The following is a 240-nucleotide window of genomic DNA, read 5'->3' as shown; positions in this document are numbered from 1 at the left end:
GTCTTCTTTCATCTTACCGAAGCCGTAGCCAGCGTTCACACCAGCATAAGCGCCTTCCCAGCTGAATGTGTTTGCAACTGCAACCGGTGCTGGTTCGTTGTAAACGATAGCATCAGCAGCCATTGCTGTGCCGGAGAAAAGAACTGCTGCAGAAGCGGCGAGAGCAATTTTGTTAAACATGTCTATCAGACCTTTTAGAAAGAAACTCGTTGATCTTGTTTTACACCACCCAGTCAAAAA

At 46.7% G+C, this 240-nt stretch carries 1 pseudogene; it reads right to left on the bottom strand.

The features are described 5' to 3' along the window. Positions 1 to 180: pseudogene (locus HBA93_RS23255) on the bottom strand (outer membrane protein); the annotation flags it as partial. Positions 181 to 240: the final 60 nt, after the last annotated feature.

The sequence above is a fragment of the Ochrobactrum sp. SFR4 genome, assembly GCF_019730395.1.
Lineage (GTDB): Bacteria > Pseudomonadota > Alphaproteobacteria > Rhizobiales > Rhizobiaceae > Pseudochrobactrum.
The sequence above is the reverse complement of the archived record's forward strand: the minus strand, read 5'-3'. Positions and strand labels throughout refer to the sequence as shown.